The sequence below is a fragment of the Mycobacterium paraseoulense genome (assembly GCF_010731655.1).
GTDB classification, from domain to species: domain Bacteria; phylum Actinomycetota; class Actinomycetes; order Mycobacteriales; family Mycobacteriaceae; genus Mycobacterium; species Mycobacterium paraseoulense.
The window spans coordinates 5,721,679-5,746,005 of the sequence record NZ_AP022619.1; the positions used below are offsets into that span (position 1 = coordinate 5,721,679).

The 24,327-nt window shown below is 69.2% G+C and carries 23 protein-coding genes; 17 read left to right on the forward strand and 6 right to left on the reverse strand.

From position 1 onward, the window contains the following. Positions 1–3: 3 nt before the first annotated feature. The 3 genes from G6N51_RS26835 to G6N51_RS26845 are packed head-to-tail and all read right to left on the reverse strand — an operon-like array spanning position 4 to position 3,648. On the reverse strand, positions 4–1,248 hold the full coding sequence (locus tag G6N51_RS26835) for a glycosyltransferase family 4 protein (RefSeq protein WP_083174273.1): 1,245 nt from the start codon (positions 1,246–1,248) through the stop codon (positions 4–6). A gap of 13 nt (positions 1,249–1,261) precedes the next feature. Further along, the gene (locus G6N51_RS26840) at positions 1,262–2,812 is read right to left on the reverse strand and encodes a 1,4-alpha-glucan branching protein domain-containing protein (protein WP_142275169.1); all 1,551 of its coding nucleotides are present in this window, start codon (positions 2,810–2,812) and stop codon (positions 1,262–1,264) included. 26 nt (positions 2,813–2,838) lie between these two features. After that, the gene (locus G6N51_RS26845) at positions 2,839–3,648 is read right to left on the reverse strand and encodes a class I SAM-dependent methyltransferase (protein WP_083174182.1); all 810 of its coding nucleotides are present in this window, start codon (positions 3,646–3,648) and stop codon (positions 2,839–2,841) included. Between the two features lie 229 nt (positions 3,649–3,877). Between G6N51_RS26845 and G6N51_RS26850 the strand changes: the two genes are divergently transcribed. Further along, positions 3,878–4,669, forward strand: a complete 792-nt coding sequence (locus G6N51_RS26850) for an electron transfer flavoprotein subunit beta/FixA family protein (RefSeq protein ID WP_083174181.1) — start codon at positions 3,878–3,880, stop codon at positions 4,667–4,669. Between the two features lie 39 nt (positions 4,670–4,708). Continuing rightward, positions 4,709–5,665, forward strand: coding sequence for an electron transfer flavoprotein subunit alpha/FixB family protein (locus G6N51_RS26855; RefSeq protein WP_083174180.1), 957 nt, complete (start codon positions 4,709–4,711; stop codon positions 5,663–5,665). 68 nt (positions 5,666–5,733) lie between these two features. On the opposite strand, the gene G6N51_RS26860 is transcribed toward G6N51_RS26855, so the two are convergent. Further along, on the reverse strand, positions 5,734–6,129 hold the full coding sequence (locus tag G6N51_RS26860; protein ID WP_232078491.1) for an SRPBCC family protein: 396 nt from the start codon (positions 6,127–6,129) through the stop codon (positions 5,734–5,736). 136 nt (positions 6,130–6,265) lie between these two features. Here G6N51_RS26860 and G6N51_RS26865 point away from each other — a divergent pair, with 136 nt between their 5' ends. From G6N51_RS26865 to mnmA, 4 genes are all read left to right on the forward strand, one after another. Continuing rightward, on the forward strand, positions 6,266–7,126 hold the full coding sequence (locus G6N51_RS26865) for a GNAT family N-acetyltransferase (RefSeq protein WP_083174179.1): 861 nt from the start codon (positions 6,266–6,268) through the stop codon (positions 7,124–7,126). Beyond that, positions 7,123–7,971 carry a lysophospholipid acyltransferase family protein gene (locus tag G6N51_RS26870; RefSeq protein ID WP_083174178.1) on the forward strand — a complete coding sequence of 283 codons (849 nt, stop codon included), beginning with the start codon at positions 7,123–7,125 and terminating at the stop codon, positions 7,969–7,971. Before G6N51_RS26865 ends, G6N51_RS26870 begins: the two co-directional genes overlap by 4 nt. A gap of 152 nt (positions 7,972–8,123) precedes the next feature. Next, positions 8,124–9,302, forward strand: coding sequence for a cysteine desulfurase family protein (locus tag G6N51_RS26875; RefSeq protein WP_083174268.1), 1,179 nt, complete (start codon positions 8,124–8,126; stop codon positions 9,300–9,302). Beyond that, the gene (mnmA, locus tag G6N51_RS26880) at positions 9,303–10,379 is read left to right on the forward strand and encodes a tRNA 2-thiouridine(34) synthase MnmA (protein ID WP_083174177.1); all 1,077 of its coding nucleotides are present in this window, start codon (positions 9,303–9,305) and stop codon (positions 10,377–10,379) included. Here the strand turns inward: mnmA and G6N51_RS26885 are convergent. Beyond that, the gene (locus tag G6N51_RS26885; protein WP_083174176.1) at positions 10,376–11,011 is read right to left on the reverse strand and encodes a sensor domain-containing protein; all 636 of its coding nucleotides are present in this window, start codon (positions 11,009–11,011) and stop codon (positions 10,376–10,378) included. The genes mnmA and G6N51_RS26885 overlap by 4 nt on opposite strands. Positions 11,012–11,117: 106 nt before the next feature. Between G6N51_RS26885 and G6N51_RS26890 the strand changes: the two genes are divergently transcribed. The 7 genes from G6N51_RS26890 (at position 11,118) to G6N51_RS26920 (ending at position 19,303) form a co-directional block, all read left to right on the forward strand. Further along, entirely contained in the window at positions 11,118–12,143 is a 1,026-nt protein-coding gene (locus G6N51_RS26890) for a uroporphyrinogen decarboxylase/cobalamine-independent methonine synthase family protein (protein ID WP_083174175.1), read from the forward strand. A gap of 67 nt (positions 12,144–12,210) precedes the next feature. Further along, positions 12,211–12,693, forward strand: coding sequence for an SRPBCC family protein (locus G6N51_RS26895; RefSeq protein WP_083174174.1), 483 nt, complete (start codon positions 12,211–12,213; stop codon positions 12,691–12,693). After that, positions 12,690–13,013 (forward strand): ArsR/SmtB family transcription factor, encoded by a 324-nt coding sequence (locus tag G6N51_RS26900; protein WP_083174173.1) that lies wholly within the window; start codon positions 12,690–12,692, stop codon positions 13,011–13,013. Before G6N51_RS26895 ends, G6N51_RS26900 begins: the two co-directional genes overlap by 4 nt. Before the next feature lie 38 nt (positions 13,014–13,051). Next, positions 13,052–15,133, forward strand: a complete 2,082-nt coding sequence (gene ligA / locus G6N51_RS26905; protein WP_083174172.1) for an NAD-dependent DNA ligase LigA — start codon at positions 13,052–13,054, stop codon at positions 15,131–15,133. A 50-nt stretch (positions 15,134–15,183) separates the two neighbouring features. Next, a complete protein-coding gene (locus tag G6N51_RS26910) occupies positions 15,184–15,792 on the forward strand; it encodes a TetR/AcrR family transcriptional regulator (RefSeq protein ID WP_142275165.1) in 609 nt (202 codons plus the stop codon). A gap of 170 nt (positions 15,793–15,962) precedes the next feature. Further along, positions 15,963–16,409, forward strand: a complete 447-nt coding sequence (locus G6N51_RS26915; RefSeq protein WP_197747128.1) for an MmpS family transport accessory protein — start codon at positions 15,963–15,965, stop codon at positions 16,407–16,409. Then, positions 16,406–19,303 carry an MMPL/RND family transporter gene (locus tag G6N51_RS26920; protein ID WP_083174169.1) on the forward strand — a complete coding sequence of 966 codons (2,898 nt, stop codon included), beginning with the start codon at positions 16,406–16,408 and terminating at the stop codon, positions 19,301–19,303. The genes G6N51_RS26915 and G6N51_RS26920 overlap by 4 nt, the downstream gene beginning before the upstream one ends. Here G6N51_RS26920 and G6N51_RS26925 read toward each other — a convergent pair whose 3' ends face one another. After that, the gene (locus tag G6N51_RS26925; RefSeq protein ID WP_142275164.1) at positions 19,304–19,960 is read right to left on the reverse strand and encodes an ACT domain-containing protein; all 657 of its coding nucleotides are present in this window, start codon (positions 19,958–19,960) and stop codon (positions 19,304–19,306) included. 117 nt (positions 19,961–20,077) lie between these two features. Here G6N51_RS26925 and gatC point away from each other — a divergent pair, with 117 nt between their 5' ends. The 4 genes from gatC to G6N51_RS26945 all read left to right on the forward strand — a co-directional run bounded on the left by gatC (position 20,078) and on the right by G6N51_RS26945 (position 24,302). Beyond that, complete coding sequence (gene gatC / locus G6N51_RS26930) at positions 20,078–20,377, forward strand: Asp-tRNA(Asn)/Glu-tRNA(Gln) amidotransferase subunit GatC (RefSeq protein WP_083174167.1); 300 nt, start codon at positions 20,078–20,080, stop codon at positions 20,375–20,377. Further along, positions 20,374–21,855 carry an Asp-tRNA(Asn)/Glu-tRNA(Gln) amidotransferase subunit GatA gene (gatA, locus tag G6N51_RS26935; protein ID WP_083174166.1) on the forward strand — a complete coding sequence of 494 codons (1,482 nt, stop codon included), beginning with the start codon at positions 20,374–20,376 and terminating at the stop codon, positions 21,853–21,855. The genes gatC and gatA overlap by 4 nt, the downstream gene beginning before the upstream one ends. Positions 21,856–21,900: 45 nt before the next feature. Further along, complete coding sequence (locus G6N51_RS26940; RefSeq protein ID WP_083174165.1) at positions 21,901–22,932, forward strand: ATP-dependent 6-phosphofructokinase; 1,032 nt, start codon at positions 21,901–21,903, stop codon at positions 22,930–22,932. Between the two features lie 158 nt (positions 22,933–23,090). Further along, positions 23,091–24,302 (forward strand): MinD/ParA family ATP-binding protein, encoded by a 1,212-nt coding sequence (locus G6N51_RS26945; RefSeq protein WP_174814346.1) that lies wholly within the window; start codon positions 23,091–23,093, stop codon positions 24,300–24,302. Positions 24,303–24,327: the final 25 nt, after the last annotated feature.

Sequence of the window (24,327 nt, forward strand, 5' to 3'; positions counted from 1 at the left end):
AGGTTAGCGGTTCGGCAAGGCATGCTCGACGACGGGCATTCGCGGCTGGGGCTGCCGCTCGCCGCGTTTGGCGGCCAGATACACCTGCGCCGTCTCGCCGGCGACGGTCTTCCAGTCGAAGGCCGAGGTGAGCCGCTCGCGGGCGGCGCGGGCGCGCCGCTGGGCGGCGCTCGGATCGTCGAGCACACCCCGCACGGCCTCGGCCAGTCCGGCGACGTCGCGGGGCGCGCACGACACCCCGGTCTGTCCGTTGATCACCGCCTCGCCGAGGCCCCCGATGTTCGATGTCACGAGCGGCGTGCCCGCCGCGGCGGCCTCCAGCGCGACGATCCCGAACGGCTCGTAGTGGCTGGGCAGCACCGCGGCGTCGGCCCGGTGCAGGACCGCGAGCAGCTCGGCATGGCCCAGGTGCCCCACGAACCGAGTTGCCTTGAGCACCCTATGCTTTCGGGCCTGCTCAACGAGCCACTCCTGCTGGGTGCCCTCGCCGGCGATGGTCAGCGTGGTCCCCGGGTGGGTGCGCCTGATCCGCGGCAGGGCGGCGATGACTTCGTGCACGCCCTTCTCGTATTCCAGCCGCCCGAGGTAGAGCAGTTCAGCGGGCCCGGTGCGCGGCCGACGTTCGGCGAACGGCCAGCGGGCGGCGTCGATTCCGTTGCGAATGACGGTGATTCCGGCCAGCCCGGGACCGAACAGTTCGGTGATCTCGTCGGCCATCGATGCCGAACACGTGATCAGCGAATCGGATTCGCGTACCAACCACGACTCGACGGCGTGCACCTGACGGCTGATCGCGCCGGATACCCAACCGGAGTGCCGCCCGGCCTCGGTAGCGTGGATCGTGGAAACCATTGGCACGTCATAGAACTGGGCGAGCGTGATCGCGGGATGGGCCACCAGCCAGTCGTGCGCGTGCACGACGTCGGGACGCCACGACCGGTTGCTGCCTCGCTTCTTCAGCGCCAGCCCGGCGCGGATCATGGAATGGCCCATCGCCAGCGTCCACGCCATCATGTCGGCGCCGAAGGAGAATTCATGTGGGTCTTGCGCCGCCGAGATGACCCGGACGCCGTCGACGACCTCGTCGGACGACGGGTGCGTGCTGGGGTCGGTGCCCGAGGGGCGGCGGGACAGCACCACGACCTCGTGACCGGCCGCCGCCAGCGCGGTGGACAGGTGATGCACGTGCCGGCCGAGCCCGCCGATCACCACCGGTGGGTACTCCCACGACACCATCAGGATTTTCACGCGGCCAGCCACCTCATCGGGGGAGCCTGCGCGCGTCCAGCGCGCCGAACAGTCCGTCGGCGCGGTTCCATCCGTCGGCGAGCCGCCCGGCGGTGTCCCGCCGGCCGGACGCCAGCGCCCCGGCGATCTCGCGGGTGGCGTGGGCGTGCAGATGGGCGCGGTAGCGCGCGTAGTCGGCGGCCGAGTCCTTGCTCACCATGAACGGCCAGTCGCTGGAGACCGTGAGCAGGGTCTCGCGCAGGATCTGGTCGGCAACGTGGTCGCGGGGGAGCGGCCCGTCCAGCGACGCCCGCTCCGACAATGCCTTGTCGACGGTGCTCAGCGCCATGTCGACCACTTCCGCGTTGAGCTGGACGAGATCGGCCACCTTGTCGCCGGCCCACACCTGCCAGTCCTTGCCCGAGCCCCAGGAACTGGGCGGCAACGCCACTGCGTGCCCGACGAAACCGTCGGCGATGGCGTCGCTCAGCGTGCCCACCCGCACACCCGCGGAGGGCAGGGCGCGCAGCACCCGCTGCAGCCACGTGGGGCCCTCGTACCACCAGTGGCCGAACAGTTCGGTGTCGAAGGCGGCGACCACGTGGGCGGGCCGACCGATCCGCTCGGATTCGCTCGTCAGCCGGTCGCGGACGACGTCGACGAAGTCGGCGACGTGGATGTCGACCGCATGGTCGGCGCGCTCGGGGTCGTAGGGCGCCTTGGCCTCCGACGGCACGTTGCGACCGGTCACCCGCGCCGGCTTCAGCCCGGTGAGGTGGTCATAGGTGTGGAAGTCGCGGTACGCGGCGTGGCCGGGGTAACCGGATTTCGGTGACCAGACCCGGTAGCTGACCTGCAGGTCGCGGCCGAACGCGACCACGTCGGTGTCGCCGACGGGGCGACCCAGCGCGGTGTCGCCGTGCAGGGACGGGCCGTCGACCATGAAGTGGGTGACACCCGCGGCGGCGTAGCCGTGCTCCATGCCGGGGGCGTAAGCGCATTCGGGTGCCCAGATGCCGCTCGGGCGGTGCGCCATCCGCTGCTCGGGGTCGGCCAGCCCCTCGCTCAGGGCGAAGTCGCGGAGCCGCGGCGCGAGCAGCGGCTGGAACGGGTGGGCCAGCGGGCCGCCGAGCAACTCCACCGTGCCGGCGTCGATCAGGCGCCGCAACAGCGGGCTGCCGCCGTGCCGCCATTGGGTGGCGAACTCGTCCAGCGCCCGATCTGCCTCGGCGCATTCCCGAATCCCCAAGGCGCGCAAGGCGTCCGGCGTGCATGACGAAAAACTCGCCGACTTCGAGCGGGGCGCGGACCGCACGCTGGCGGCCTCGGCCGCCCGCAGCCGCCAGTTGGCCAGCCAGTGGTGCATGCCATCGAGGCAGTACGGATCGTCGAGCTGGGCGTTCACCACCGGGGTGACACCCAGGGTGACCAACCGGTGGCGGTCCTCGTCGGCCAGCGTGGTCAGCACCCGCATCAGCGGCAGGTAGGCCGCCGCCCAGGATTGGTAGAGCCACTCCTCGCCGACCGGCCACCGGCCGTGATGGGCCAGCCACGGCAGGTGGGTGTGCAGGACCAGGGTGAACATACCGGGCACCCGGTCGCGTGAATTGCTCACGGCGCTACCGCGATTGCGATCAGATCCAGGCTGTCGTCGATGTCACGGCGGCCGCTGTCGACGATGTCGAAGTCGTCGGTGGTCACCGCGGCGACGTCGGCGGCCAGCTCGGGTGGCCAGGGCGCGCCGGCCATCGCGAGCTCGATCTGCGCGTCGATGATGGAGCCGCCGTGGCGGGCGTCCAGCTCCCGCAGTCGCGGACCGTGGAACAACCCGCTGACCGAAACCTCGCGGAAGCCGGCGCCGAGCAACAACTCGGTCAGCTCGTCGGCGTTGAGTTCGCGGGTGTGGAACGGATTGATCGGGGTGTCGCGGCCGGGGGAGAAGGTGATCCGGTTCGGTGTGGACACCATCAGCGACCCGCCGCGGCGCAGCACCCGCGCGCATTCGGCCACGAATTGTGCCTGATCCCACAGATGCTCGATGACTTGGAAGTTGACCACAATATCGACCGACGCGGCGGGCAGCGGCAGCTCGGCCAAGTTCGCCCGCATGACCTCCACCCGGGGGTAGCGGGCGCGCACGTGGGCGACGGCGGCCTCGTCGTAATCCACGGCCACGACACGACGGGCGACGCCGGCGATCAGGTCGGCGCCGTACCCCTCGCCGCAGCCGGCCTCGAGCACCTCGCGGCCCGCGCAGCGCCCGGCGAGTCGCTGGTAAACGACCTGGTGGCGGCGAAACCAGTAGTTCTCGACGTCCAGATCGGGGATGGTGCGCTCGCCCGTCAGCGTCAGTACGGGATCAGCCGCCGGCGGGGGATCGCCGGGGCTGTGCCGGGGTACGTCGGGGACGGTTGCGCTCATCGCATAGGCAGGCTAACGCGAAGTGTCGAATTCGCGAACCGGGAGCGGGGGCTGCCTCCGCTCACGCAGGGTAGGCACGCCGCAAGAACGTGCAGTACGACCCGCTATGGTGTGAATGCAGGCTGCACAAAGTTACCCCGTAGTAACACGACCGTGCGCTGCGAAACGCGTATTGAAAGTCTCGTGGTCGATTGCTGCGAGACTCCGTCGAGGAGGACGAACCACACTCATGACGAACATCGTGGTCCTGATCAAGCAGGTCCCAGACACCTGGTCGGAACGCAAGCTGAACGACGGCGATTTCACGCTGGACCGCGAGGCCGCCGACGCGGTACTGGACGAGATCAACGAACGCGCCGTCGAAGAGGCCCTGCAGATCCGCGAGCGGGAGGGGGGCGACGGTTCGGTGACCGTGCTGACCGCGGGCCCCGAGCGTGCCACCGAGGCGATCCGCAAGGCGCTGTCGATGGGCGCCGACAAGGCCGTTCACCTCAAGGACGACGGTATGCGCGGTTCCTGCGTGGTGCAGACCGCGTGGGCCCTGGCGCGTGCGCTGGGCACCATCGAGGGCACCGAGCTCGTCATCGCCGGTAACGAATCCACCGACGGCTCCGGCGGCGCGGTGCCGGCCATCATCGCCGAGTACCTGGGCCTTCCGCAGCTGACGCACCTGCGCAAGCTGTCGATCGAGGGTGGCAAGGTCACCGGCGAGCGCGAGACCGACGACGGCGTGTTCACGCTCGAGGCGTCGTTGCCGGCGGTCGTGAGTGTCACCGAGAAGATCAACGAGCCCCGCTTCCCGTCCTTCAAGGGCATCATGGCCGCGAAGAAGAAAGAGGTGACGGTGCTGACCCTCGCCGAGATCGGGGTCGAAAGCGACGAGGTCGGCCTCGAGAACGCCGGGTCGAAGGTGCTGTCGTCGACGCCGAAGCCGCCGAAGACCGCGGGTGAGAAGGTCACCGACGAGGGCGAGGGCGGTAACCAGATCTCCCAGTACCTGGTCGCCCAGAAGATCATCTAGACGAGCACCCATCCCACAGACGAGAAGAGCGAAGAAACCATGGCTGAAGTTTTGGTGCTCGTTGAGCACGCCGAAGGCGCACTGAAGAAAGTCACCTCCGAACTGATCACCGCCGCCCGCGCGCTGGGCGAGCCGGCCGCCGTCGTGGTCGGCAAGCCCGGGACGGCCGCACCCCTGGTCGACGGGTTGAAGGAGGCGGGCGCCGCCAAGATTTACGTCGCCGAGTCCGACGACGCCGAGAACTACCTGATCACTCCCGTCGTCGACGTGCTGGCCTCGCTGGCCGAGTCGAACGCGCCCGCCGCGGTGCTGCTGTCGGCCAACGCCGACGGCAAAGAGGTCGCGGGCCGGCTCGCGGCCCGGATCGGATCCGGCCTGCTGGTCGACGTGGTCGGCGTCCAGGAAGGCAACAAGGCGGTGCACTCCATCTTCGGTGGCGCGTTCACCGTCGAGTCGCAGGCCAACGGTGACACCCCGGTCATCACCGTCCGGGGTGGCGCCATCGACGCGGAGCCGCAGGCCGGGGCCGGCGAGCAGGTCACCGTCGAGGTGCCCGCGCCCGCCGAGAACGCCACCAAGATCACCGCCCGCGAGCCGGCGGTCGCCGGCGACCGGCCGGAACTCACCGAGGCCACGATCGTGGTGTCCGGTGGCCGCGGCGTGGGCAGCGCCGAGAACTTCAGCGTGGTCGAGGCGCTGGCCGACTCGCTCGGCGGCGCCGTCGGGGCGTCGCGCGCGGCGGTCGACTCCGGCTACTACCCGGGCCAGTTCCAGGTCGGGCAGACCGGCAAGACGGTGTCGCCCCAGCTCTACATCGCGCTGGGCATCTCCGGAGCCATCCAGCACCGCGCCGGCATGCAGACGTCGAAGACCATCGTCGCGGTGAACAAGGACGAAGAGGCGCCCATCTTCGAGATCGCCGACTACGGCGTGGTGGGCGACCTGTTCAAGGTCGCTCCGCAGTTGACCGACGCCGTCAAGACACGCAAGGGCTGAGTCCCCGGGCCTGAGCAGCCCCCGGCACCCCGGTGCCGGGGGCTCTTGCGCACCACGGGCCCAACGGCCTAGCCGCCCGCGGTCAGCAGCGCGTCGATGCGCCGCAGCGCGATCGCGCACACCGTCACATAGGGCGCGGCCCACCACGGAACGCCCATGCCCGCTCGCGCGGCACGCCCCACCGGGTCCACCCAGTGCCGCGTCGCCGGGATGCCGGCGACCTTCCAGGCCCAGACACGGCCCGGCTCGAATTCGGTGACGACGAACGGGACCGTGACGAGCAGCGACGTCTGAACTGTGCCCGTCGCGTGCAAACCCAATTCGGTGTAAGGGTCGTCGAGCCGGGCCCCCCGGATCGTGGGACCCCACTTCGGCCAGGCGTCCAGATCGACCAACAACTCCCACACCGCCGACGGCGGCGCCGCGATCGCGCGGTCGGTGGTGAGCATCATGCCGGTCCGCATACCCGAAATCGCGCGCCGCGATCGCGAAAAGCCGCGGACCCGGGCCTGGTCGCAACCACATTTCGTCACCTGACGTGCACGAACACGTCACAGCCACGATGCCGACTCGCTCATCGACTACGCAAGTTTGGTGGACATGAGCATTGCTTCTGTCCTGATTCCCAGCGACAAGCCCGAAGGTGCGACGACGGCGTCGCCCGCAGGGCCGCACTACTCACTATTGCTGTCCACCGACGCCGGCATGATCGAGGCGGCGCAGCGGCTCCGGTACGACGTCTTTTCCAGCACGCCCGGCTTCGCACTGCCGACGAACAACCACGAACGACGCGACGTCGACAGGTTCGACGAGCACTGCGACCATCTCCTGGTCCGCGACGACAGCACCGGCGAACTGGTGGGTTGCTACCGCATGCTGGCGCCGGCGGGCGCCATCGCGGCCGGGGGCCTCTACACCGCGACGGAGTTCGACATCCGCGCCTTCGACCCGCTCAGGCCGTCGCTGGTGGAGATGGGACGTGCGGTGGTGCGCGAAGGCCACCGCAACGGCGGCGTCGTGTTGCTGATGTGGGCGGGCATCCTGGCCTACCTGGACCGCTACGGCTACGACTACGTGACCGGCTGCGTGTCGGTGCCGGTCAGCGGCGATTCCGACGACCCGGAGAATCGGGCCCCGGGCCGTCAACTGCGCGGCGTCCGCGACTTCATCCTGAGCCGGCATGCCGCGCCACCGGAGTACCGGGTGCGCCCGCACCGTCCGGTGATGGTGGACGGCAAGGGCCTCGACGACATCCCGCCGCCCGCCCGCCCGTCGGTCCCGGCGCTGATGCGCGGTTACCTGCGGCTGGGCGCCCAGGTGTGCGGCGAGCCCGCGCACGACCCCGACTTCGGGGTCGGCGACTTCTGCGTCCTGCTCGACAAGGGGCGCGCCGATACCCGATATCTGAAACGCCTTCGGTCCGTATCGGCGGCCTCGCAGATGGCCGGCGGCGACCGATGAACGCCCCCGCGGCCGGTGCCCACTCCTGGCTGCCGCGCGCAACCTGTGACGCCGGTTGTGTGCGCGTCGGCGACGCGGCAGCTTCGCGGCCGCTGTTGGTGGCGCTGCGGGTAACGCTTCGCCTCATGCTGGCGCTGCTGCTGGCGCCGGGAGTGGCGCTGCTGGCGGTGCCCCTGCCGGGCCGGACGCGGGTGCAGCGCATCTACTGCCGAATGGTGTTGCGCTGCCTTGGCATCCGAATCACGGTCACCGGCAGCCCGATTCGCAATCTCCGTGGGGTTTTGGTGGTCAGCCCACACATGTCCTGGCTCGACGTCTTCGCCATCGGCTCGGTCTTGCCCGGGTCGTTCGTCGCCCGGGCCGACATGTTCACCGGGCCCGCGACCGGGATCTTGGCCCGCATCCTGAAGATCATCCCGATCGAGCGGGCCAGTCTGCGCCGGCTGCCCGCGGTGGTGGACACGGTGGCCCGCCGGCTGAGCGGCGGGCAGACTGTCGTGTGCTTCCCGGAGGGCACCACCTGGTGTGGTCGGGACGGCGGGGCGTTCTATCCCGCGATGTTCCAGGCCGCGATCGACGCCAGCCGACCGGTGCAGCCCCTTCGGCTCACCTACCACCACGCCGACGGCAGCGTCTCGACCGTTCCGGCCTTCGTCGGTGACGAGACACTCGTGGGATCCATCCGCCGGTTGCTGACCGTGCGACGGACGCACGCGCGGGTACACGTCGAATCCCTGCAGCTCCCGGGGACGGATCGGCGAGCGCTGGCGCGTCGCTGCCAGTCGGTGGTGGGCGCGCGAGCGGCCCGGCCCGCGGGTCACGGCCCCCTGCTGGTGGCCTCCTAGCCGAATTCGTGGCGACCCGCTGCGCCCGGCTACGCCGCGCTTGCGATCGCCACTGGGCCGAAGGTGGCGACCCGCTGCGCCCGGCTACGCCGCGCTTGCGATCGCCACTGGGCCGAAGGGCACTTTCACCTGCCGGTATCCTGGGGCGCGTCATGGTCTACCTCGATCACGCCGCTACCACGCCGATGCACCCCGCCGCCGTCGAGGCGATGACGGGGGTGCTGGGCACCGTCGGCAACGCCTCTTCGCTGCACACCAGCGGCCGGACGGCCCGGCGGCGCCTCGAGGAATCCCGCGAGCTGATCGCCGACAGGCTGGGCGCCCGCCCGTCCGAGGTCATCTTCACCGGCGGCGGTACCGAAAGCGACAACCTGGCCGTCAAGGGCATCTATTGGGCCCGCCGCGACGCCCAGCCGCGCCACCGGCGCATCATCACCAGCGAGGTGGAACACCACGCCGTCCTGGACTCGATCAACTGGCTCGTCGAACACGAAGGCGCCGAGGTGACCTGGTTGCCGACCGCCGCCGACGGCTCGGTGTCGGCGGCCGCGCTGCGCGAGGCTTTGCGGCGCCACGACGATGTCGCGCTGGTGTCGGTGATGTGGGCGAACAACGAGGTCGGCACCGTCATGCCGGCAGCCGAGCTCGCCGACGTCGCGGCCGAATTCGACGTCCCGATGCACAGCGACGCGGTGCAGGCCGTGGGGCAGTTGCCGGTGGACTTCACCGCCAGCGGGCTCTCGGCGATGAGCGTGGCCGCCCACAAGTTCGGTGGTCCTCCCGGTGTGGGCGCTTTGCTGGTGCGTCGCGACGTGACGTGTGTGCCGCTGGCACATGGCGGTGGACAAGAGCGTGACATCCGTTCCGGCACTGCCGACGTCGCCGGCGCGGTCGGAATGGCGGCCGCCGCCCGGATCGCGGTGGACGGGATCGAGGCGAACGGCGCCCGGCTGCGGGCGCTACGGGACCGGCTGATCGAAGGGGTGCTGGCCGGCATCGAGGACGTCAGCCTCAACGGTTCCCGCGACCCGCTGCGGTTGCCCGGCAACGCGCACTTCACGTTCCGCGGCTGCGAAGGCGACGCGCTGTTGATGTTGTTGGACGCCAACGGAATCGAATGTTCGACCGGGTCGGCGTGCACCGCGGGCGTCGCGCAACCGTCGCATGTGTTGCTCGCGATGGGCACCGACCCGACCAGTGCCCGCGGATCACTGCGAATGTCCTTGGGGCACACCAGCGTCGACGAAGACGTGGACGCGGTGCTGCAGGTGCTGCCCGCCGCGGTGGACCGCGCCCGCCGGGCCGCACTGGCCTCTGCGGGGGCTCCCTAAGTGAAGGTCCTCGCCGCGATGAGCGGTGGTGTCGACTCGTCGGTCGCCGCCGCCCGCATGGTCGACGCCGGGCACGACGTCGTGGGCGTGCACCTGGCGTTGTCGACCGCGCCCGGCACGCTGCGCACCGGCTCGCGGGGGTGCTGCTCGAAAGAAGACGCCTCGGACGCCAGCCGCGTCGCCGATGTGCTCGGAATCCCGTTCTACGTCTGGGATTTCGCCGAGAGGTTCCAGGCAGACGTGATCGACGATTTCGTGTCGTCGTACGCGCGTGGCGAAACACCCAACCCGTGCGTGCGCTGCAATCAGCGGATCAAGTTCTCGGCACTGTCGGCGAAAGCCGTTGCGCTGGGCTTCGACACCGTGGCCACCGGCCACTACGCCAGGCTGTCCGGCGGGCGGCTGCGCCGCGCGGTCGATCATGACAAGGACCAGTCCTACGTGCTCGCCGTGCTGACCGCCGAGCAGCTGCGTCACGCCACGTTCCCGATCGGGGACGCTCCCAAGGCGCGGATTCGTGCCGAAGCCGCCCGGCGCGGGCTCGCAGTCGCCGAGAAGCCGGACAGCCACGACATCTGCTTCATCCCGTCGGGCAATACCCGGGCCTTTCTGGGCGAGCGGATCGCGGTCCGCCGGGGCACCGTCGTCGGCGCCGACGGCGCCGTGCTCGCCGAGCACGACGGGGTGCACGGTTTCACCATCGGCCAACGCAAGGGTCTGGGCATCGCCGGTCCGGGGCCCGACGGCCGCCCCCGCTACGTGACGGCCATCGACGCCGACACCGCCACGGTTCGGGTGGGGAACGCGGCGGACCTCGAAGTGCGCGAGTTGCGCGGGCGCGAACCGGTGTTCACCGCCGGGCGGCCGCCGTCCGGCCCCGTCGAGTGCGAGGTCCAGGTGCGCGCGCACGGTGAAACAGCGGGCGCGGTGGCCGAATTGGTCGGCGACGAGCTGCTCGTGCGGTTGCGCGCCCCGCTGCGCGGCGTCGCGCGCGGCCAGACGCTGGTGCTGTACCGGCCCGACCCGGATGGTGACGAGGTGCTCGGCAGCGCCACCATCGCGGGCACCGCGCGCTAGGCCGGTACGTTCGCGACGATATTCGTCATCACGATGTCGGACACCGATTGCGCGAAGCCGCAGAAGGTGACCTCCACGATGGCCACCGACCGCAGCCGATAGTCGCGGCCGCAGCCGCCCGGCCGCAGATGCAGCGAGCCGGCGTCGGCCTTCCAGTCGCCGACGTATTGCTGGCCCCCCGAGCCGTTCGCGCAATCCCCGACCGTGCTGACCAACGCTTCGAACGCCCGGTGTGCGGTGTCGGTGTCCCGGTACGCCGCGGCGCCCTCGGAGATGAGCGCGCCATCGGGCGGGTCTTGAAAGGTCGTCTTGTGGAACTCTTCGACATCGGGCCCGAACGTCGCCGTCTCGGCGTAGATGAACCGGCATTCGCGCGGCGTGGTGTCGGCGAGCGCGTCGATGTCCACCGGGCTGGTGCCGTCCATGGAGGGGATGATCGTCAGGTGCTCGCCGGCGCCGGTGATCGCGCGCATCCGCGCCTGGTCCAACAAGATCGTGTCGACGTTCACGCCCTGCACGGCCCGGCGCGGGGAACCGAATCCGGCCACCGCCGCACCGTCCACCACCCGGGTGCACGCCGCAGCCAGCACCACTACCGCACACAGCAGCAGCGGCCGCGCTGATCTCGCCATCCGCGACACTTTTCGCACCCTTCTTGCGTTGAACCTACCTGTGCGGTGCCCGGGCAGGCACCCCTGGCCAACGGCGTGCGGGGCGACGTCGAATACGGTTGGGCGGGTGAGTGTTTTCCCGCATTCCTTCGCGACGGCCAGCGGCATAGGGTCGTGGCCGGGGATCAAGGCGCGGGAGGCCGCCGAGGTCGTCGTCGGGGAGTTGGCCGGCGGGCTGTCCCACATCGTCGAGCTGCCCGCCCGGGGAGTGGGCGCCGACATGCTCGGGCGGGCGGGCGCGCTGCTGATCGACGTGGCCATCGACCTCGTCCCGCGGGGCTATCGGATCGCCGCTCGGCCCGGCGCGGTCACCCGGCGCGCCGCCAGCCTCCTCGACGAGGACATGGACGCGTTGGAAGAGGCCTGGGAGGTGGCCGGACTGCGCGGTGGTGACCGCGTGGTCAAGGTGCAGGCTCCCGGACCGATCACGCTGTCCGCCGAGCTCGAACTGGCCAACGGCCACCGGGCGATCACCGACTCCGGCGCCGTGCGCGATCTGGCGGCCTCGCTGGCCGAAGGGGTCGCCGCCCACCGCGCGGCCCTGGCCCGCCGGCTCGAGACGCCGGTGGTGGTGCAGTTCGATGAGCCGTCGCTGCCGAAGGCGTTGGGCGGGCGCCTGGCCGGTGTGACGGCGCTGAGCCCGGTGGCGCCCCTCGACGAAGCGGTGGCCCTCACCCTGCTCGACACCTGCGTCGCCACGGTGGGGGGCGAGGTGCTGCTACACAGCTGCGCCCCGGATCTGCCATGGAACCTGCTGCAGGACAGCACAATTAACGCGGTATCGGTGGATGCGAGCACATTGGTCGCGGCGGACCTCGACGGCATCGGCGGGTTCGTCGAATCGGGCCGCACGATCGCGTTGGGGGTGGTGCCCTGCAGCGCTCCGGAGCGGCGGCCGTCGGCGGAAGAGGTGGCGGCCGCGCTGGTCGCGGTGACGGATCGCCTGGGCTTCGGTCGTTCGGGACTGCGCGACCGCGTCGGCGTCACCCCCGCGTGCGGTCTGGCCGGCGCGACGCCCGAATGGGCGCGCCTGGCGATCGGGCTGGCCCGCAAGGCGGCCGAGGCTTTCGCGGAGGACCCCGGGGCAATCTGATAGGCAACCGAATGGTTGCTTTTCTTCCGGTCACCTGGTGGACTCATAGGCAACCGGGAGGTTGCATATGAAGGTTGAGAAGCGCGTGTTGCTCCATGCGCCGCTGGAGCGGGTATGGCGGGCCATCAGCGAGGCCGACGAGTTCGGCCGCTGGTTCGGCGCCCGCTTCGACGGGCCGTTTGTCGCCGGGACGTCGGTCACCGCGGCGATCAGTCCGACCACGGTCGACGCCGAGGTGGCCAAGCGGCAGGAGCCCCACGCCGGCGTGGAGAGCACCTGGCAGATCGTCGCCGTCGAGCCGCAGCGGCGGCTCGCCTACCGGTGGCACCCCTTCGGCGTCGACCCCGGTGTCGATTACGACCAGGAACCGACCACGCTGGTCGAGTTCACCTTGTCGGAAACGCCCGACGGGGTCCTGCTGACCATCACCGAATCCGGATTCGAGGATCTTCCCGAAGCGCGCCGATCCTCCTCATTCGAGGCAAACGCCGAAGGTTGGGCGATCCAGGCGGGTCTCGTGCGCAGGTACACCGAGGACGCCCTGGTGTGAGCGCCCCTACAGCTGTGGCCGCCCCCCTCTTCGACGCGCTTGGAGACCCGAACCGGCTGCGCATCATCGTGCGGCTCTGCGATCGGGGACCCAGTTCGACATCGCAGATCACCAGCGTCATTCCGGTCACTCGGCAGGCGGCCAGCAAGCACCTGCAGCTGCTGGAATCGGCCGGACTGGTGACCAGCACCCGGCGGGGCCGCGAGCGTGTCTGGACCATGCGGACAGAACCCTTGGCCCGGGCCAGCGACTATCTCACCGCGCTGTCGCACCGGTGGGACGCGGCGGTGGATCGACTGCGGGCATACGTGGAGGACTGACGGGGCGTGGTGTCGGCGGCCTCGGATAGCCTGCGGGGGTGAGCCCAGCAGACGCTGATCCGGTGTCGCCGGAGGTGCGGCGGCACTGGCAGGACCTGGCCGACGAAGTACGTGAACACCAGTTCCGCTACTACATCAAGGACGCGCCGATCGTCGCCGACGCCGAGTTCGACACGTTGTTCAACGAGCTGCTCGCACTCGAGGATCGGTATCCGGAGCTGCGCGTCCCCGACTCCCCGACCCAGCTGGTCGGTGGCGCCGGGTTTGCCACCGACTTCACCGAGGCCGAACACCTCGAGCGGATGCTGAGCCTCGACGACGTCTTCGACCGCGACGAGCTGGTCGCCTGGAGCAACCGCGTCGAGGCCGAGATCGGCCGCGATCCCCACTACCTGTGTGAACTCAAGATCGACGGGGTGGCGTTGTCGCTGGTGTATCGCGACGGCCGGCTGGAGCGCGCCGCCACCCGAGGCGATGGCCGGGTCGGCGAGGACGTCACGCTCAACGCGCGCACCATCGACGATGTGCCCGAGCGGCTCGCTGCGAGTGTGGATCTGCCGATTCCCAGCGTGCTCGAGGTGCGTGGTGAGGTCTTCTTCATGCTCGCCGATTTCGAGGCGCTCAACGCCAGCCTGGTCGAGGACGGCAAGGCGCCTTTCGCCAATCCGCGTAACAGCGCGGCCGGTTCGCTGCGCCAGAAGAACCCGGCGGTCACAGCTCGGCGCAAGCTGCGGATGATCTGCCACGGCATCGGCCGCACCGACGGGTTCGCGCCCAAGACCCTGCACGAGGCCTACACGGCGCTCAAGGCCTGGGGGTTGCCGGTGGCCGAGCAGACGGCGCGCGTGCAGGGCCTTGCCGCGGTGGAGGACCGGATCGGGTATTGGGGCGAGCACCGCTACGAGATTGACCACGAAATCGACGGCGTGGTGGTCAAGGTCGACGACTTCGCGCTGCAGCGCCGGCTGGGGACGACGTCGAGGGCGCCCCGCTGGGCGGTCGCGTACAAGTATCCCCCCCAGGAGGCGCAGACCAAGCTGCTCGATATCCGAGTCAACGTCGGGCGCACCGGGCGCGTCACGCCGTTCGCCTTCATGACGCCGGTGAAGGTGGCCGGGTCGACCGTGGGGCTGGCCACCCTGCACAACGCCAGCGAGGTCCAGCGCAAGGGGGTGCTGATCGGCGACACGGTGATGATCCGCAAGGCCGGTGACGTCATCCCCGAGGTGCTCGGTCCCGTCGTCGATCTGCGGGACGGCTCCGAACGCGAATTCGTCATGCCCACAACGTGTCCCGAGTGCGGTACCCCGCTGGCCCCGGCCAAGGAGGGCGACGCCGACATCCGGTGTCCCAATGCGCGGTCGTGCCCGGCGCAGCTGCGGGAGCGGGTCTTTCACGTCGCCGGTCGCGGGGCGCTCGACATCGAGGGGCTCGGTTATGAGGCGGCCATCGCGCTGCTGAAGGCCGGGGTGATCGCCGACGAGGGTGATCTGTTCACCCTCACCGAGGACGACCTGCTGCGCACCGACCTCTTCCGGACCAAGGCCGGCACGTTGTCCGCCAACGGCAGGCGGCTGCTGGACAACCTGGACAAGGCCAAGAAGGTGACGCTGTGGCGCGTGCTGGTGGCGCTGTCGATCCGGCATGTCGGACCGACGGCAGCGCGCGCCCTGGCCACCGAATTCGGCAGCCTGGACGCGATCATGGCGGCGTCCACCGAGCGGCTGGCCGCGGTCGAGGGCGTCGGACCGACCATCGCCGCCGCGCTCACCGAGTGGTTCACCGTCGACTGGCACCGCGCGATCGTCGACAAGTGGCGGGCCGCCGGGGTGCGGATGGCCGACGAACGCGACGCCAGTGTGCGTCGCACCCTGGAAGGGCTGACGGTTGTCGTCACCGGCTCGCTGGCGGGTTTTTCGCGCGACGACGCCAAGGAGGCGATCATCGCGCGCGGGGGCAAGGCCGCGGGTTCGGTGTCGAAGAAGACCGACTACGTCGTCGCCGGTGACGCACCGGGCTCCAAGTACGACAAGGCGGTCGAGCTCGGCGTCCCGGTCCTCGACGAGGACGGGTTTCGCAAGCTGCTGGCCGAGGGTCCACCGAAAACTCCAACGGACTGAGCCCGATAACGGCTTCAGCCGAAATTGGGCCGCACCGCCCGAGCGGCTCTATGGTGGGCGCTATGACCCAGACGGCGGACCGGTGCACGCAGGCGTCACCGTGGTCACCCCGCGAGGCCGAGATCTTGGCGGTGACCTTGCAGCTGCTGCAACAACACGGCTACGACCAGCTGACCGTTGACGCCGTTGCCGGCGCCGCCCATGCCAGCAAGGCCACGGTGTATCGGCGCTGGCCCTCCAAGGCCGAATTGGTGCTGGCCGCCTTCATCGAGGGCGTCCGCCAGGTCGCGGTGGTGCCGAATACGGGCACGCTGCGCGGCGACCTCCTGCGGCTGGGGGAGACGATCTGCCAGGAGGGCGGCCGGCACGCGAGCACGATCCGCGCGGTGATGGTCGAGGTGCCGCGGCACTCAGCGCTCAACGACGCCTTACAGGAGCAATTCCTCAAACAACGTAAGGCGTTGATTCAGCATGTGCTTCGGCAGGCCGTCGACCGCGGTGAGATCAGCGCGGATGCCATCACCGACGAGCTGTGGGATTTGTTGCCCGGGTATCTCATCTTCCGGTCCATCATTCCTGGCCGGCCGCCCACCCGCCGTACCGTCGAAGCCCTCGTCGACGGGTTCCTGATCCCTGGGTTGACCAGAACCACCGGGTGACGGCGAGGCCAGCGGTGGGCAAGCCAACTTTCGCGGAATGTGTACGCGCGCGTCTCTTGTACAGTACGGTCCCGTACCGTACTGTCATACCTGTCGATCGTGCCTAGGCGGGTCGGCAGCGACCCTCGCACCGAGGGTGTCGTATCGCCCGATGATCGAAAGGTGAACGGGTGAAAGGGATTTCGGTGGGCGCCCTGGTAAGGCGACGGTGGATGGTGCTGGTCGCGGTGCTGGTTGTCGCGCTCGCCGGATTCGCGATTTACCGCCTGCACGGAATCTTCGGCTCGAACGACAACACGTCGGCCAACGGCGGCCTGGCCAACGAAATCGTCCCGTTCAACCCCAAACGGGTGGTGCTCGAAGTCTTCGGCGCGCCCGGGGCGACCGCAACCATCAATTACCTTGACGTCAACGCCCAGCCGCAGCAAGTCAAGGACGCCGCGCTGCCGTGGTCGTTCACCATCACCACGACGGAGCCGGCCGTCCTCGGCAACGTCGTCGCGCAGGGCAACGGGGATACCCTCGGCTGCCGCATCACCGTCAACGGCGAAGTGAAAGACCAACGCACCGTCAACAAAGTCGACGCCTACACCTTCTGCCTGGACAAGTCGGGATGAGCAACCACGAAAAGCCGCGGGCCGGCGTCCCGCGCACCATCCGCAGGCTGGCACTGCCCATCCTGCTGTTCTGGGTGGCGCTGGCCGCGATCACCAACATCGCGGTGCCGCAGTTGGAAGAGGTTGGCAAGACGCACAATGTGGCGCTGAACTCGCCCGACGCCCCGTCGCTCAAGGCAATCAAGCGCATCGGTGAGAAGTTCCACGAGTTCGACACCGACAGCTCGGCCATGATCGTGCTGGAAGGCGACAAGCCGCTCGGTGCGGACGCGCACCGTTTCTATGACGAGATGGTCCGCAGACTCGAGCAGGACAAGAAGCACGTCGAGCATGTCCAGGACTACTGGGGCGACACCCTGACCGCGGCGGGATCGCAGAGCAGCGACGGCAAGGCCGCTTATGTCCAGGTGAACCTCGCGGGCAATCAGGGTTCCGCGCTGGCCAACGAGGGCGTCGGCGCGATCCGCGACATTGTCGAGCGGCTGAAGCCGCCGCCCGGCGTCAAGGCCTATGTGACCGGCGCGGCGCCCCTGATCTCCGATCAGTTCGACGTCGGCAGCAAGGGGACCGCGAAGGTCACCACGATCACCATCGGGGTGATCGCCCTGATGCTGTTCTTCGTTTACCGGTCGGTGCTGACCACCCTGCTGGTGCTCGCCACGGTCCTGATCGAGATGTCGGCCGCACGGGGCCTGGTCGCGTTTCTCGGTAACGCCGGAGTCATCGGGTTGTCGACCTATGCGACGAACCTGTTGACGCTGTTGGTGGTCGCCGCGGGCACCGACTACGCGATCTTCTTCGTGGGCCGCTACCAGGAAGCGCGCGGGACCGGCGAGGACCGCGAAAAAGCTTTCTACACCATGTATCACGGCACGACGCACATCGTCTTGGGGTCCGGGCTCACCGTGGCCGGCGCGGTCGCCTGCCTGAGCTTCACCCGGCTGCCGTACTTTCAGAGCCTGGGCATACCAGCGGCGTTGGGCATTCTCGTCGCACTTTTCGCCGCGCTCACCCTGGGGCCGGCGATCCTCACCTTGGGCTCCAAGGTAGGCGTCTTCGAGCCCAAGCGCGCGATCAGAACCCGCGGATGGCGGCGGATCGGGACGGCCATCGTCCGCTGGCCGGGTGCGGTTCTCGCCGCGGCCTGCGCGCTGGCACTGGTCGGGCTCATCGCCTTGCCCGGATACAAGACCAGTTACGACACCCGTCCCTACATGCCCGCGAGCGCGCCGGCCAACGTCGGGTACACCGCCGCCGAGAAGCATTTCTCGCGGGCCCGGCTGGAGCCCGAATTGCTGATGGTCGAAACCGACCACGACATGCGTAACCCGGAAAGCATGCTCATCCTGGACAAGGTGGCCAAGGCGGTGTTTCACGTTCCCGGCGTCGCGCAGGTGCAGACCATCACCCGCCCCCTGGGCACCCCGCTCGTCCACAGTTCACTCGCGTTCGTGGTCAGCAATTCCAGCGCGGCGCAGCAGGAAAACCTGACGTACCAACGAGATCGGGCCGAGGATGCCCTCAAGCAGGCCAACGAACTGAACAAAACCATCAACATCCTGAGGCAGCAGTACGTGTTGCAGCAGCAGCTCGCCGGCACCACCCACGACGAGACGCAAAGCTTTCATGACACCCTCGGCACGATCCAGGATCTGCGCGACAAGATCGCGAACTTCGACGACTTCTTCCGGCCCGTCCGCAGCTACTTCTATTGGGAGAGGCACTGTTACGACATTCCCGTCTGCTTCGCGTTCCGATCACTCTTCGACGCGCTCGACGGCATCGACCAACTCACCGAGAAGTTCGAAAGCCTCACGGCTTCGCTGGACAAGCTCGACGCGCTGCAGCCGAAACTGGTGGCGCTGATACCGCCGCAGATCGACAGTCAGCAGACCAATCGGGATCTGACGCTCGCCAATTACGCCACGCTGTCCGGCATTTACGCACAGACCGCGGCCGCGATCGACAACGCCACGGCCCTGGGGCGGGCCTTCGACGCCGCGAAGAACGACGACACGTTCTACCTGCCGCCCGAGGTCTTCAACAACCCCGACTTCAAGCGTGGGCTCAAACTGTTCCTCTCGCCCGACGGTAAGGCCGCCCGCATGATCGTCACCCACGAAGGCGATCCCGCGACGCCCGAGGGCATTTCGCACATCGATCCGATGGCCAAGGCTGCGCACGAGGCCCTGAAGGGGACGCCGATGGCGGGCGCGGGGATCTATCTCGGTGGGACCGCCTCGACGTACAAGGACATCCAGGATGGCGCCAAGTATGACCTGATGATCGTGGCGTTCGCCGCACTGAGTCTCATCCTGCTGATCATGATGATCATCACGCGCAGCCTGATCGCCGCGCTTGTCATCGTGGGCACCGTGGCCCTGTCGCTGGGAGCTTCGTTCGGGTTGTCAGTTCTGGTGTGGCAGTACCTCTTCGGCATCCAGTTGTATTGGGTCGTGCTCGCGCTTGCTGTGATCCTGCTGCTGGCGGTCGGGTCCGACTACAACCTGCTGTTGATCTCGCGGTTCAAGGAAGAAATCCATGCCGGTGTGAACACCGGCATCATCCGGGCGATGGCGGGCTCCGGATCGGTGGTCACCTCGGCCGGCATCGTCTTCGCCGTCACCATGTGCGCGTTCGTCTTCAGCGGATTCCAGGTTCTCGGTCAGATCGGCACCACGATCGGCCTCGGCTTGCTGTTCGACACGCTGATCGTGCGTTCATTCATGACCCCTTCCGTCGCAAGGATTCTGGGTCGGTGGTTCTGGTGGCCGCAGCACATTCGTCCCCGTCCGGCCAGCACCATGCTGCGGCCGTATGGGCCGCGCCCCGCGGTCCGCCAGCTCCTGCTGTGGGAAGACGACGACCCCGTGGTGGCGGCGAAAGCGCACTAGCTAGCGCAGCATGGTGGCAACGATCCCGGCCAGGTAACCCAGGCGAGCCACCTCCGACGGCCGGAATTCGGGGCCCGGGCGGCCCAGCACCACCGCCGTGTGCGGATCGCCCAGCGGGGCCGCGACCATCGTGGTGTCCATCTCGCGCCACGCCTGCGGTACCCAGTCGCCGGTGCTGTCCAGCGTCGCGGCGCGGTGGATGGGCAGCCACGGTGCGGAATCCGCCCGCGTCTCCGGCGCGCCCGGGCTGGAGGCCAGGCGCTGCAGCTCATCGCCCGAGCCGCGCAGCACGGTGCACCAGCTGACGCGCAGCACCCTGGGCGCCTCGTTGGCCAAGACCTGTAACCGGGACGCGTTGTCGACGGCCGCGGCGACGTGGTCGAGCAGTTCCAGCTCGCGATGCGCTTCCAGCAACCCGGTGTGCGGACGCACGCTGTCCACCCGCACACCGGATAGCGCTTCCGCGGCGGTGATCAGCGTGTCCGGCATCGCCCCCGGCGGCAGCTCGATCACGAGGTCGTCGATCGCGTACCCCGAGCTGCGCTCCACCACGTCGAGGGACAAGATGTCGGCTCCCACCGAACCGAGCGCGACTGCCAGCGAGCCCAGGCTGCCGGGGCGGTCGGCCAGCTCGATGCGCAACAGATACGACGGCACGGCCAACACTGTTACACAGCGATGTGTCGACGGCATTTCGGCTCGGAATGGCGGGCCACGCTCGCCGGGCCCGAGCGGCCGGAGGTCGCCCGGACGAGCGCGTTAGGCTTTCCTGTCGTGTCTCAAATCTCCCGCGACGAGGTGGCGCACCTGGCCCGGCTGTCCCGCCTGGCGTTGACCGACGGCGAGCTGGACAGCTTCGCTGGTCAACTCGACGCCATCCTGACCCACGTCAGCCAGGTGCAGGCCGTCGACGTCACCGGCGTCGAAGCGACCGGCAACCCACTGAAGGACGTGAACGTCACCCGCCCGGACCAGCCGACACCCTGCCTCACCCAGGCCGAGGCGCTGGCCGAGGCGCCGGAGGCCGCCGACGGCCGCTTCGCGGTGCCCCAGATCCTGGGGGACAGCGAGTGAACGAGATCATCCGGTCCGACGCCGCCACCCTGGCCGCCGGGATCGCCGCCGGGGAGCTGTCGTCGGTCGAGGTCACCCGGGCGTGCCTGGACCAGATCGCGGAGACCGACGACCGGTACCACGCCTTCCTGCACGTCGCCGCCGACGAGGCGCTGGCCGCGGCGGCCGTCGTCGACGAGGCGGTGGCCGCGGGGGAACGGCTGCCGTCGCCGCTGGCGGGGGTGCCGCTGGCGCTCAAAGATGTCTTCACCACCGTCGACATGCCCACCACCTGCGGCTCCAAGATCCTCGAGGGCTGGCGTTCCCCCTACGACGCCACCGTCACCACGCGGTTGCGCGCCGCGGGCATCCCGATCCTGGGCAAGACCAACATGGACGAGTTCGCGATGGGTTCGTCGACGGAGAACTCCGCCTACGGCCCCACCCGCAACCCGTGGAACCTCGACCGCGTGCCCGGCGGTTCCGGGGGAGGCAGCGCGGCGGCGCTGGCCGCGTTCCAGGCGCCGCTGGCCATCGGATCCGACACCGGCGGCTCCATCCGGCAGCCGGCGGCGCTGACCGCGACTGTCGGTGTCAAACCGACCTACGGCACCGTGTCGCGCTACGGCCTGGTGGCGTGCGCGTCGTCGCTGGACCAGGGCGGCCCGTGTGCGCGGACCGTGCTGGACACCGCGCTGCTGCACCAGGTCATCGCCGGGCACGATCACCGCGACTCCACCTCCGTCGAAGCGGCCATTCCCGACGTCGTCGGCGCCGCCAAAGCCGGCGCGGCCGGCGACCTCAACGGCGTGCGCGTCGGAGTCGTCAAGCAGCTGCGCGGCGACGGCTACCAGCCGGGCGTGCTGGCCTCGTTCGAGGCCGCGGTGAAGCGGCTGACCGAACTGGGCGCCCAGGTGAGCGAAGTCGACTGCCCGCACTTCGAATACGCGCTGGCCGCCTACTACCTGATCCTGCCGTCGGAGGTGTCGAGCAACCTGGCCCGCTTCGACGCGATGCGCTACGGGCTGCGCGTCGGTGACGACGGGACGCACAGCGCCGAGGAGGTGATGGCGCTGACCCGCGCCGCCGGTTTCGGGCCGGAAGTCAAGCGGCGCATCATGATCGGCACCTACGCACTGTCGGCGGGTTACTACGACGCCTATTACAACCAGGCGCAGAAGGTGCGCACCCTGATCGCCCGCGACCTCGACAGGGCGTACGAGTCCGTCGACGTGGTGGTGTCGCCCGCGACTCCGACCACCGCCTTCGGCCTGGGTGAGAAGGTGGACGACCCGCTGGCGATGTACCTGTTCGACCTGTGCACGCTGCCGCTGAACCTCGCCGGGCACTGCGGCATGTCGGTGCCCTCGGGGCTCTCGCCCGATGACGGCCTCCCGGTCGGCCTGCAGATCATGGCGCCCGCGCTGGCCGATGACCGCCTGTACCGGGTGGGCGCCGCCTACGAGGCCGCGCGCGGACCGCTGCCGAGCGCGATCTAGGCGTCTGCGAGGCGCGGCGGGCCTTCCGCAGGGCAAGATAAGGGCATGCGGATCGGAGTTCTCACCGGAGGTGGCGACTGCCCGGGGCTGAACGCCGTCATCCGGGCGGTGGTGCGCACCTGCGACGCCCGGTACGGCTCGTCGGTGGTCGGCTTCCAGGACGGGTGGCGCGGATTGCTGGAGAACCGGCGCATTCAACTGCACAATGACGACCGCAACGACCGGCTGCTGGCCAAGGGCGGCACGATGCTGGGCACCGCCCGGGTACATCCGGACAAGCTGCGCGCCGGGCTGGACCAGATCAAGCAAACCCTGGACGACAACGGCATCGACGTGCTCATCCCGATCGGCGGGGAAGGCACCCTGACCGCCGCGCACTGGCTGTCGGACGAGAACGTTCCCGTCGTCGGGGTGCCGAAGACCATCGATAACGACATCGATTGCACCGATGTGACTTTCGGTCACGACACCGCGCTGACGGTGGCCACCGAAGCGATCGACCGGTTGCACAGTACCGCCGAATCACACCAGCGGGTGATGCTCGTGGAAGTGATGGGCCGACACGCCGGCTGGATCGCGCTGAACTCCGGCCTGGCCTCCGGCGCGCACATGACGCTGATCCCCGAGCAGCCCTTCGACGTCGAGGAGGTGTGCCGGCTGGTCAAACGGCGCTTCCAGCGCGGGGATTCGCACTTCATCTGTGTGGTCGCCGAGGGTGCGAAACCCATCCCGGGCTCGATCTCGTTGCGCGAAGGCGGAATTGACGAGTTCGGTCACGAAAAGTTCACCGGTGTCGCGGCCCAACTGGGTGCCGAGGTGGAGAAGCGGATCAACAAGGACGTCCGGGTGACCGTGCTCGGCCACGTCCAGCGCGGCGGGACCCCGACGGCCTACGACCGGGTGCTGGCCACCCGGTTCGGTGTCAACGCGGCCGATGCCGCGCACGCGGGGGAATATGGTCAGATGGTGTCGCTGCGCGGGCAGGACATCGGCCGGGTGGCGCTGGCCGACGCCGTGCGCCAGCTCAAACTGGTGCCCGAAAGCCGCTACGACGACGCCGCCGCCTTCTTCGGTTAACTCCCGGTGGATTCGGCAAACGACGGGTGACGCCGATCTGGCCCCAATCCGACTCCTGGCCGACCAGGGGCTGAATCTGCGCACCCTTTGACCAGCTGCGGACCGGTCGGGGCAGATTCGTGGTTTCCGGACCGGTTCCCAGTGGTTATACCGGGGGGGTGAGCAACCGCGATTCGATTCGCGGAGTCGTTCAGCGCCCCGCGACGTCGGCGCGGCCACCGGGCCCGCCGGTCGTCCCGCCGCGTTCGCCCGGCCGGCGCATCGATGCCGATCCGTCGGCCGCGACGGTGGCCCGGCCCCAGCGCCAGGACCCGGCTATCCGCCGGCCGCCGTTCCGGCCGCCCCCGCCCTCGAGCCCACCCACGCCCGCGCCGGCGCCGGTGAGGCGATCCCCGTCCCCGCCTCGACCGCCGCGACTGCCGGGCGGGATGGCCCTCGACGGGCTTGACCAGCAGGGGCGCGAGAGTTCCTCGGGGTTCAGCTGGCGTGACGTGGTCCACCGCGTGACCGGCGTCGATGTGGGCCCCGGCAAGGACGCGCGGTACAAGGAAGAACTGCGCAACCGCATCCGTGCGGCGCTGGGCGGCGCGTTCCCCGTTGCCGTCCTCAACCTCAAAGGCGGCGTCGGCAAGACCGCGGTGGTGGAGGCGTTGGGGTCGACGTTTGCCGAGGTGCGCCACGACCGGGTCATCGCCGTCGACATCGACGCCGGCGACCTCCCCGAGCGGCATGGCCGTCCCAACCCCCTGGGCATGGCCGACCTGCTCTCCGGCAAGGCGATCACCAGTTATGAGGATGTCCGCGCGCACACCTACATGAACAATTTCGGTCTGGAAGTGCTCGGACTACCGGATTACGCGCACACCGACTGGCGGCTCGAGCGACACGACGTGGTCAAGGCGTTCTCGCTTTTGCGAAACCACTATTCCGTGGTGCTGGTGGACTGCGCCAAGGCGCTGAATTCGGGTGTGATGGAAGCGGTCCTGCCGGAGTTGCGGGCGCTGGTCGTGGTGACGAGCACCTCGATCGATGCGATACGAAAGACCGCCACCACGCTGGACTGGTTGGGCAACAACGGATATCAAGTGTTGGTGCGGTCGACGATACTTGCGATCAACCACGTCGAGCCGGCGAAGGTGGAGCTGGTCGCCGCCAAGGAGCTCGAGCGATTGTCGGCGCGCGTCGCCGGCACGGTGGTGTTGCCGTTCGACCGGCACATACATAACGGCAAGCAGATCGAGCTGGACCGACTGAGCAAGGAGAGCCGGCGCAGCTACCTCGAGATGGCGGCCGTACTGGCCGACATGTTCCCCGGCAGAGGCGAGGACCGCGACCGGTTCCCGCGACCGCGCTCGCCGCACTGGCCCTGATACCGCCCGGCGCCGCCGTCTACGA

Coding starts and splice junctions, on each gene's coding strand:
- G6N51_RS26840 (WP_142275169.1), bottom strand. CDS start 2,812: ATGTTCACCCTGGTCCTGCACACCCACCTGCCGTGGCTGGCCCATCAC.
- G6N51_RS26845 (WP_083174182.1), bottom strand. CDS start 3,648: ATGAGCGCAACCGTCCCCGACGTACCCCGGCACAGCCCCGGCGATCCC.
- G6N51_RS26850 (WP_083174181.1), top strand. CDS start 3,878: ATGACGAACATCGTGGTCCTGATCAAGCAGGTCCCAGACACCTGGTCG.
- G6N51_RS26855 (WP_083174180.1), top strand. CDS start 4,709: ATGGCTGAAGTTTTGGTGCTCGTTGAGCACGCCGAAGGCGCACTGAAG.
- G6N51_RS26860 (WP_232078491.1), bottom strand. CDS start 6,129: ATGCGGACCGGCATGATGCTCACCACCGACCGCGCGATCGCGGCGCCG.
- G6N51_RS26865 (WP_083174179.1), top strand. CDS start 6,266: ATGAGCATTGCTTCTGTCCTGATTCCCAGCGACAAGCCCGAAGGTGCG.
- G6N51_RS26870 (WP_083174178.1), top strand. CDS start 7,123: ATGAACGCCCCCGCGGCCGGTGCCCACTCCTGGCTGCCGCGCGCAACC.
- G6N51_RS26875 (WP_083174268.1), top strand. CDS start 8,124: ATGGTCTACCTCGATCACGCCGCTACCACGCCGATGCACCCCGCCGCC.
- G6N51_RS26885 (WP_083174176.1), bottom strand. CDS start 11,011: ATGGCGAGATCAGCGCGGCCGCTGCTGCTGTGTGCGGTAGTGGTGCTG.
- G6N51_RS26895 (WP_083174174.1), top strand. CDS start 12,211: ATGAAGGTTGAGAAGCGCGTGTTGCTCCATGCGCCGCTGGAGCGGGTA.
- G6N51_RS26910 (WP_142275165.1), top strand. CDS start 15,184: ATGGTGGGCGCTATGACCCAGACGGCGGACCGGTGCACGCAGGCGTCA.
- G6N51_RS26920 (WP_083174169.1), top strand. CDS start 16,406: ATGAGCAACCACGAAAAGCCGCGGGCCGGCGTCCCGCGCACCATCCGC.
- G6N51_RS26940 (WP_083174165.1), top strand. CDS start 21,901: ATGCGGATCGGAGTTCTCACCGGAGGTGGCGACTGCCCGGGGCTGAAC.